At 69.8% G+C, this 9,460-nt stretch carries 8 protein-coding genes; all 8 read left to right on the top strand.

Features of this window, described 5'->3' with window-relative positions:
* Nucleotides 1-1,619 (top strand): peptidase C14 (locus tag ABT115_RS30350; protein WP_351796583.1); only part of this gene is annotated, 1,619 nt, incomplete at its 5' end.
* Nucleotides 1,620-1,675: 56 nt separating this feature from the next.
* Nucleotides 1,676-2,932, top strand: coding sequence for a Gfo/Idh/MocA family protein (locus ABT115_RS30355; RefSeq protein WP_351796585.1), 1,257 nt, complete (start codon nt 1,676-1,678; stop codon nt 2,930-2,932).
* A gap of 62 nt (nt 2,933-2,994) precedes the next feature.
* Nucleotides 2,995-4,248 (top strand): ABC transporter substrate-binding protein, encoded by a 1,254-nt coding sequence (locus tag ABT115_RS30360; RefSeq protein ID WP_351796587.1) that lies wholly within the window; start codon nt 2,995-2,997, stop codon nt 4,246-4,248.
* A gap of 134 nt (nt 4,249-4,382) precedes the next feature.
* Nucleotides 4,383-5,288 carry a carbohydrate ABC transporter permease gene (locus tag ABT115_RS30365; RefSeq protein ID WP_351796590.1) on the top strand — a complete coding sequence of 302 codons (906 nt, stop codon included), beginning with the start codon at nt 4,383-4,385 and terminating at the stop codon, nt 5,286-5,288.
* A 2-nt stretch (nt 5,289-5,290) separates the two neighbouring features.
* Nucleotides 5,291-6,238 (top strand): carbohydrate ABC transporter permease, encoded by a 948-nt coding sequence (locus ABT115_RS30370; protein WP_502969195.1) that lies wholly within the window; start codon nt 5,291-5,293, stop codon nt 6,236-6,238.
* 6 nt (nt 6,239-6,244) lie between these two features.
* Complete coding sequence (locus ABT115_RS30375) at nt 6,245-7,273, top strand: NAD-dependent epimerase/dehydratase family protein (protein ID WP_351796593.1); 1,029 nt, start codon at nt 6,245-6,247, stop codon at nt 7,271-7,273.
* An 8-nt stretch (nt 7,274-7,281) separates the two neighbouring features.
* On the top strand, nt 7,282-8,337 hold the full coding sequence (locus tag ABT115_RS30380) for a dihydrodipicolinate synthase family protein (protein ID WP_351796596.1): 1,056 nt from the start codon (nt 7,282-7,284) through the stop codon (nt 8,335-8,337).
* Nucleotides 8,321-9,343: a hydroxyacid dehydrogenase gene (locus ABT115_RS30385; protein ID WP_351796599.1), complete on the top strand. Its 1,023-nt coding sequence runs from the start codon at nt 8,321-8,323 to the stop codon at nt 9,341-9,343. Before ABT115_RS30380 ends, ABT115_RS30385 begins: the two co-directional genes overlap by 17 nt.
* Nucleotides 9,344-9,460 lie beyond the last annotated feature (117 nt).

A 9,460-nucleotide genomic window follows, 5' to 3' on the forward strand; every position in this document is an offset into this window, starting at 1 on the left:
TGCGCACCGAAGGCATCGAGAAGAACACCCACGACAACCCCTTCGGCGCCGTCCTCTCCTTCCGCGGCACCGTCACCGACACCACCGTCAAGCACACCCTGAGCGCGGCGATGCCGGATCTCTCGGATCTCTTCGAGGTCGGCGACTCGGCGAAGTTCTCGGTCGGCCAGTGGTGGGCCGTGGAGATCAACGCCCTGTCGGGCAAGTACGAGAAGGAGATCCAGCGTCTCGTCCAGGTCACCGATGTCGTCGACGCGACGCACATCCGGGTCAACTACCAGATCGGCTGGGACCTGGCCGCCGGCCGCACCCTCACCTGGACCCGGATCGAGCCCGTCGACCGCGCTCACGTCCGCAACCTCGTCTTCGAGGGCTGGGGCGAGGACGAGATGACCGGCTCGCACCCGGTCGCGTACGAGTACGCGGTGCGCTGCGACGTCTCCGGCATCGAGGCCATCGGCACCTTCTGGCCGGTGGTGATGCGCCGCTGGTGCACGTACTACCGCACCGAGCAGTGCTCGCTGACCAACCCCAAGTCCGTCACGTACGGGGGCGCCGGCTATCTCACCCAGCAGATCTACTGTCTGTACGGGCACGTCGAGGACTGTCACACCTCCAATGCCCGTCATCTCAACGACTTCACGGCCTCCGCCTACTGCTACGTCACCAACTGTCATGGCGACGGTGACGACGAGGGCCCGTTCGTGACGCACGGGCAGTTCGAGCACGACCTCGTGTACACCGGCAACTCCGGACTGATGACCTTCGCCAACTCCGGTGCGGCCTGGGGCGGCAGGGCCAAGCGGATCACGGTACGCAGGCACGCCTGCTCCTGGTTCGTGGCCCGCGTCAAGATCACCGATCTGACACTGGAAGACGTACTGGTCATCGGCAAGAAGTCGCTGGCCGGCTCCGGGATGCTCTGGGTCAACGCCGACGGTGTGCAGATGCGCGGCTGTACGGCCTCCGGTCCGCTGATCGTCTCCCGGGCCTCGGACCTGTCCGCCCGCCCCAATGTGATCGCCGACTCCTCGTTCGTCTTCGCGGCGGGCGCGGAGATAACCCAGGCCGGTGTCACCGTCCCGCTCACCCTGCAACGCAACACACTGAAGGGCGTCGACGGCGCGGTCTTCAACGGCACCGGTCCGCTCCTCCTGGACCAGTGCAACCTGACCGGCTCCAAGGACACCGCCCCGGTCTCGCTCGCGCACGCCGACATCACCGTCCTCGGCGGCGAACTCCGTGACACCGGACTCAAGTTGACCTCGGCGAAGGACCAGCGGCTGCGCATCGACGGAACGCGTCTGACCGGCACCAACAAGGACGGCGCCCTGCTGGCCCGTACCGGCTCCGGACGGACCGTCGACTGGCAGCTCACCGGCCTCGACTCGGCCGCGCCCAAGGGCACCGCCCATGTGCTGGTCACCGAGGGCCCCAACCGCTACCGGGCCACCGGCTCCACCTTCACCGGCGGCCGGCTCGAACTGCTGCCTGCGGCGTTCAGCGGCGACTCCAGCCATCTGCTGCACACCGGCTGTGTCGAGGACGGCACCGAGCGCACCGCGCTGCCGGAGGAGGGCGACCGCGTCGCCCACACCGCGGCCACGCTGCGCTTCTGACCACTAGGGCCTCTCGTTCGGATCAGGCCTCAACCCACCGAGTACCAGGGATTCCCGTGTCCACGCATACCCCGATCACCGGCCGGCCCATCCGGGTCGCGCTCGTCGGCGCCGGCAACCGCGGTCTGACGTACGCCGAGTGGATCAAGGCGCACCCCGAGCGCGCCGAACTCGTCGCCGTCGCTGATCCCCGCCCCGCGGCGCGGGCCGCCGCCGGCGCCCCCGTCGAGTTCGACGACTGGCGCCCGCTCGTCGAGAACCGGATCGCCGACGCCGTCGTCGTCGCCACCCAGGACCGCTTCCATGTGGAGCCGGTGCTGGCCCTGGCCGAGGCCGGCTACGCGATCCTCGCCGAGAAGCCGCTCGCCCCGACCGAGGAGGAGACCCGGCGGATCGTCGAGGGCGTGGAGCGGGCCGGGGTGCTGTTCGCGGTGTGCCACGTCATGCGGTACACCCCCTACACCGACCTGGTGAAGGAGGTCGTGGACTCCGGCGTGCTCGGGCAGTTGGTCTCCATCGACCACCTGGAACCGGTGGGCTGGTGGCACTATGCCCACAGCTATGTGCGTGGGCCGTGGCGCAGCGAGAAGGACTCCTCCCCGATGCTGCTCGCCAAGTCCTGCCACGACCTGGACTGGATCACATACGTCATGGGCGGCCGGATCGAGCAGGTCACCAGCTTCGGCGGGCTCAAGCACTTCCGGCCGGAGAACGCCCCGGCCGGGTCCGCCGAGCGGTGTCTCGACTGTGCGGTCGAGCCCGGTTGCCCGTACAGCGCGCCGAAACTGTACCTTCCGACGCTGCGCGAGAAGGGCGCGGTCTGGCCGGTCACCCACGTCACCGAGGCGACCGACGAGGCCGGGCTGCTACGGGCCCTGCGCGAGGGGCCGTACGGCGTCTGCGCATACCGCGGCGACAACGACGTGGTCGATCACCAGGTCCTGGCGATGCGGCTGACGGACGGGGTGACCGCCACCTTCCAGATGGTGGCCTTCACCGAGCAGACGCATCGGCAGACCCGGATCTTCGGCTCGCACGGCTGGCTGATCGGTGACGGCGAGCGGGTCACCGTGCAGGACTTCCGTACCGGCGAGTCCACCGTGCACGAACTCGGCGCGTCCGGTTCGAACGCGGCCGACGGGCACGGCGGCGGGGACGCCGCGCTCGTCGAGGCGTTCGTCACCGCCGTCGCCACCGGCGACCCGGTCGCGGTCCGCTCCGGTCCCGCCACCTCGCTCGGCAGCCATCTCGCGGCGTTCGCCGCCGAACGCGCCCGGCACACCGGCACCGTCCAGACGGTGCCCGCCCGGTGACGTCCCACCGGACGTCGTCCCGCCTTCCCCGTCCCACCCTCACGTCCTCGGAGGACCCCCTCATGTCCCGTCTCCTCACCCGCCGTTCGAGAGTCCGCGCCGTCGCCGCCCCGGTCATGGCCACCGTGCTCGCCGCCGGTGTGCTGGCCGGCTGCTCCGGCAGCGGCGACGACAACACCGTCACCATGTGGACCTACCCGGTCATCTTCGACGAGGCCAAGAACAAGGCGTACTGGGACGGCCTGGTCAAGGCGTTCGAGAAGGAGCACGCGGGCGTCAAGGTGAAGGTGGAGACCTTCCCGTGGGCCAACCGCGACACCGCCCTGGCCACCGCGATCGCCGCCGGCAAGGGCCCGGACGCGGTCTACCTGATCCCGGACCAACTGCCGAAGTACGCCAAGAACATCGTCCCGGCCGACGAGTACATGCCGTCCGACGCCAAGTCCGACTACACCGACTTCGCGCTGAAGTCCGTCACGATCGACGGCAAGGCGCTCGCCACCCCGATCCTGACCAGCGCCAACCCGCTGATCTGCGACAAGCGGGTGTTCGACGCCATCGGCGAGAAGAACTACCCGACCAGCTGGGCGGATCTGGAGGCACTGGCCCCGAAGCTGAAGGCGAAGGGCTACTACGCCACCAGCTACTACGGCGACACCCAGCAGACCCTCAACATGACCTTCTACCCGCTGCTGTGGCAGGCGGGCGGCGACGTCTTCTCCGAGGACGGCAAGACCGTCACCTTCAATGACGAGGCCGGCGTCAAGGCGCTGACGTACCTGAAGAAGCTCGTCGACGGCGGCTACACCGACAAGGACCTGGTCACCACCACGCCCAAGCTGGAGCAGACCCCGACCGCCAAGGGCAAGATCGCCTGCACCTGGCAGAACACCCCCACGGACGTCGAGCCGTTCTGGGGCAAGGAGAACATCGTCGTCCAGCCGCCGCTGAAGGACGTCAAGCCGGTCGGCTACGGCACGGTCGGCGCCCTGTCGATGCTGAAGGGCGCCGACAAGAAGAACACCGGCGACTGGCTGAACTTCGTTGCCGAGTCGAAGAACGCGGCCGGTCTGCAGAAGGAGGCAGGTTACTTCCCGGCCCGGAAGTCCGGCGGCGACCTGTACCCGGACGACGCGCTGCAGTCGGCGGTCGGCGCCACGCTGCCGAGCATGACCGTGGGCCCGCTCCAGGACAAGGCGCGTGAGGTCCAGGGCGTGCTGGCACCGGAGATCCAGGCCGCGCTGCTGGGCAAGAAGAGCCCGCAGGAGGCGCTGGACGCCGCGCAGAAGGCCGCGCAGGCACTTCTCGGACGCTAGCCGGCAAGGTTCGCCCGTCGCGGCACTAGTGCCGTGACCGGCACTAGATCATCCGCGGGGCCGGGGTCCGGCCGCACCCGGATCCCGGCCCCGCACCCTCCCCCGCAATTCCCCCGTACCGCAAGGAGATCCCCGTGGCAGTCGTCGCGGAACCCACCCGCCGGGGCCGTCGCAGCGGGCCGCAGGCGCGCCGCGAGGCCCGGATCGGCCTGCTCTTCGTCCTTCCGTGTTTCCTGCTCTTCCTCGCCTTCCGGTTCGGTCCTGGCGTCGCCGGTGTGGTGATGAGCTTCACCGACTACTCCCTGACCGGCGGCGGCAGCTTCATCGGGCTGGAAAACTTCACCCGCCTGTGGAACGACCCGCTGTTCTGGCAGGCGCTGAAGGTCACGGTCCTCTACACCGTGCTCGCCGTGCCGGGCACGCTGATCGCTTCGGTGTCACTGGCGCTCATCACCCGCCGCGCGTTCCGCGGTGCCAAGTTCTTCCGTTCGGTGTTCTTCCTGCCGGTCGTCACCTCGCTGGTGCTGGCCGCCACCGTGTTCGTCTGGATCTTCTCGACCGGCGGCCCGTGGTCCACTCTGATGGGCTGGTTCGGGATGTCCGAGGGCTCCTGGCTCTCCGACGACGTGCTGGTGCTGCCCGCGCTCGCGATCGTCGGAGTCTGGTCCCGGTTCGGGTACGGGATGCTCATCCTGCTGGCCCGGATGCAGGACATCCCGCGGGAGCTGGAGGAGGCTGCCCTCACCGACGGCGCGGGCCCCTGGCAGCGGTTCCGGTACATCGTGCTGCCGCAGCTCAAGCCCGCCCTGTTCTTCCTCGCGGTGATCGAGACGACGGCCTCGTTCCAGGTCTTCGACGCGGTCTACACGATGACCGGCGGCGGCCCCGCCAACGCCAGTTACACGCTCGTCTTCCAGCTCTACGACGCGGGCTTCAAGTACTTCGACCTGGGTTACGCCGCCGCCATCGGTGTGGCGCTCTTCGCGCTGACCGTGGTGGTCGCGGTGATCCAGCGGCTCGTGATCGGGAAGGACCAGTGACCATGACCGCAACACCCGTAGAGACCGAGACCCCGCCCGTGAGCAAGGCTCCCGCGACCCCCGACCGGGCCGCGCGCCGGGCCGAACGCAAGCTGCGCAAGCTCTCGGAGCAGGACACCGTCCCGCACGGCATGCGGCCCACCCCGGCCGGCCGGATCGCCCGCGCCGCGCTGCTGACAGTGGCGGCGATCGTGACGATCTTCCCGTTCTACGCGATGGTCGTGCTCTCCCTCAAGCCGTCCGCCGCGGTCGAGTTCCCCGGCAGTCTGCTGCCCTGGCCGCTGACCGGTGAGGCGTACGACAGCGTCATGAACGCCCAGGATGTGCCGCGCTGGCTGGTCAACACCCTGATCTACTCGGTCGTCTCGGTCGTCGGCGTGCTGCTGCTCGCCTCGCTCGCCGGCTACGCCTTCGCCAAGAAGCGCTTCCCGGGCCGGGACACGATGTTCTGGTCGTTCCTGTCGATGGTGATGGTCCCGTACCACGTCACGATGATCCCGACGTTCGCGATGATCGCGAAGCTGGGCGGCGTGGACACCTACTGGGGCCTGATCGTGCCGACGCTGGCCAACGCCCAGGCGGTGTTCCTGATGCGCCAGTTCATCCAGGGCCTGCCGGACGAACTCTTCGAGGCAGCCCGGCTCGACGGCTGCGGCGAGTGGCAGATCTTCTACCGGATCGTGCTGCCGCTGCTGAAGCCGATCCTCGCCACGCTCGGCGTCTTCGTCTTCCTGTGGCACTGGAACGACTTCCTGTGGCCCCTGATCATCGGCCAGTCCACCGACATGCGCACCCTCACCGTCGGCATCGCCTCGCTCCAGCAGCAGAACGTGCCGCTCAATGTGGTGCTCTCCGGATCCGTCATCGCGTTCGTGCCCATCTTCGCCGCGTACCTGGTGGGCCAGCGCTACTTCACCGAGGGCGTCACCGCGTCCGGAATCAAGGGATAACTACGAATGTTCACCGATGAGGCCGCTCTCGAAGAGCGGCTCGCCACCCCCTCCCCCACGCTCGTCGCCGACCTCGGCCGCCTCGAAGGCGATCTGCTGGTGCTCGGCGCCGGCGGCAAGATGGGCCCCAGCCTATGCCGGCTCGCCCGCCGCGCGCTGGACGCCGCTGACCGCACGGATGTGACCGTGTACGCGGTCTCCCGCTGGTCCGACAAGTCCGCCGCCGACGAGCTGGAGGCCGCCGGGGTCACCACCGTAGCCTTCGACCTGATGGACCCGGCCGCCGATCTGGCCGAGCTGCCGGACGCCGGAAACGTCGTCTTCATGGTCGGCGCCAAGTTCGGCTCCGCCGGGGCGCCCTCGCACGCCTGGGCCGTGAACGCCGCGATGCCGGACCGGGTGGCGCGCCGCTGGTCGGGTTCGCGGATCGCCGCCTTCTCCACCGGCAATGTGTATCCGCTGGTTCCGGTCTCCTCCGGCGGCTGCACCGAGTCCGACCCGGTCGGCCCGGTCGGCGAGTACGCCATGTCGTGCCTCGGCCGTGAGCGGATCTTCGGCCATGCGGCGCTGACCCGTGGCACCAAGGTCGCCAACATCCGCCTCAACTACGCGGTCGATCTGCGCTACGGCGTCCTCGCCGACATCGCGTACCGCGTACAGGCTGGCGAGCCAGTCGATGTGACGACCGGTCACGCCAACGTGGTGTGGCAGGGGTACGCCAATGAGGTCGCCCTGCGTTCTCTGCTGCACGCCACCGACGGCGAGGCGTTCACCCTCAACCTCACCGGTCCGGAGACCGCGTCGGTGCGCCGCATCGCGCAGTGGTTCGGCGAGGAGTTCGACCGGGAGCCGGTCTTCGCGGGCGAGGAGGCGCCCACCGCGCTGCTCTCCGACGCGAGCCGCTGTCATGCTCTCTTCGGGTACCCGGATGTCGCGCTGCGCACCCTCGTCGAGTGGCAGGCCGACTGGCTGCGCCGCGGGCTGCCGCTGTCCGGCAAGCCCACCAAGTTCCAGGTCCGCGACGGAAGGTTCTGATCCACTCCATGTCCACTCCCTCCCTCCTGTCCAATCCCGCCCTGGACTCGCTCGCCCGCGGTGCCGTGATCCCCGCCCACCCGCTCGCCCTGCACGCCGACGGCTCCTTCGACGAACGCCGGCAGCGTGCGCTGACCCGTTACTACCTCGCCTCGGGTGCGGGCGGGGTCGCCGTCGCCGTGCACACCACCCAGTTCGAGATCCGGGAACCCGGGGTCGGTCTGTTCCGGCCGGTCCTGGAGCTCGCCGCCGAGACGATCGATGCCGAGGCCGGCCGTCCCTTCATCAAGGTCGCCGGGGCCTGCGGATACACGGCGCAGGCCGTCGCCGAGGCCGAGACCGCCGCCGGGCTCGGCTACGACGCGGTGCTGCTCAGCCCCGCCGTGCCCGGAGCGGACGAGAAGGGTCTGCTGGAGCGGGCCCGGGCGGTCGGCGAGGTATTGCCGGTGATCGGCTTCTATCTCCAGGAGGCCGTCGGCGGACGGTACCTGTCGCCGGGCTTCTGGTCCGCGTTCACCGATCTGCCGAACACGGTCGCGGTGAAGATCGCCCCGTTCGACCGGTACCGCACCGCCGACGTCGTACGGGCGGTGGCCGCCGCGGACCGCGCCGACGAAGTGGCGCTGTACACGGGCAACGACGACGACATCATCGGTGATCTGCTCACCCCGTACGAGACGGCAGGCGGCAGACCGCGCTGGTTCGCGGGCGGCCTCCTCGGTCAGTGGGCGGTGTGGACGAGCTCCGCGGTGACGCTCCTCGACGATGTCCGCAAAGCGCGCGGCGGGGACCACGAGGCGATGGTGCGCTGCCTGGCCCGACGTCCCGAGCTGACCGATGCCAACAGCGCGGTCTTCGATGTGCGCGGCGCGTTCCGCGGCTGCATCGCCGGGGTGCACGAAGTACTGCACCGCCAGGGCCTGTTGGCGAACATCCGGTGCCTGGACCCGGCCGAGACGCTCTCCCCCGGGCAGGCCGAGGAGATCAGTCGGGTGGCCGCGGCCTACCCTTGGCTGACCGATGACGCCTTCGTTGCGGAGCACCTCGATGCCTGGCTCTCCTGATCCTGCCGACCGCCCGCGAGTGGTTGTCGCCGTACCCCCGGGCCTGCGGGACCAGTTCTTCACCGCCGAGGTGTGGCAGGAGCTGGAGCGGGCGGCGGAGCTGACGGTCCTGGACGACCACGCCGACCGGGCGGCGGTGGCCGCGGCGCTGCCCGGCGCCCGCGCGCTGATCACCTCGTGGCGGGCGCCCAGGGTGGACGCCGGACTCCTCGCATCGGCCGACCGGTTGGAGCTGGTGGCGCACACCGGTTCGGCGGTCGCGCCCTATGTCACCGAGGAGGTGTTCCGGCGGGGCATCCTGGTCACCCAGGCAGGTGACGAGATGGCCCGCCCGGTCTCCGAGGTGGCTCTCGCGTTCACGCTCTCGCTGCTCCACCGCATCCAGCGCTTCGACCACGCCCTGCGCGGCGGGCTGGAGTGGGCAGCGGCGAGCGAGGCTCCTCCACGCCATGAGATCCACGGCAGTGACATCGGTGTGATCGGTGCCTCCCGCACCGGACGCGCCTACATCGCTCTGGTGCGGGCGATGGGGGCGCGGGTCAGCGTCACCGACCCGTACCTCTCCGACGCGGACGCCGAGGCGCTCGGCGTGAAGTCGGTACCGCTTCGGACTCTGCTGTCGCGCAGCAGGATCGTGGCCGTGCACGCGCCGGTCACCGAGGAGACCCACAGAATGATCGGCGCCGAAGAGCTGGCGCTGATGCCGGACGGGGCCGGCCTGGTGAACACCGCCAGGTCGTGGCTGGTCGACGAGGACGCGCTCCTCGCCGAACTGGCATCAGGCCGGCTGGACGCGGCGATCGATGTTTTCGACGCCGAGCCGCTGCCCGCAGGCCATCCCTTCCGCTCCCTGCCGAACGTACTGCTCACCCCGCACCAGGCCGCGGGCAGCGTCGAATGCCGGCAGCGGCTCGGCATGAGTGCCGTCAACGAGGTGCTGCGGCTGCTTGCCGGACGCCCCCCGGTCCACGCCGTCACCGCCGACGCCCTCACCCGTCTGCACTAGGGCGTGTTTCGAAAGTCCCGTGGTCCGCCCGAAGGGCGGGCCCCGCGGCGTCTGGTGCGTGCGATCGCAAGGCGGAGGGTCGTCCTCGTACTGGGCGTACGAGGACGATCCCGACAA

The sequence above is a fragment of the Streptomyces sp. NPDC001832 genome (assembly GCF_040297265.1).
Lineage (GTDB): Bacteria > Actinomycetota > Actinomycetes > Streptomycetales > Streptomycetaceae > Streptomyces.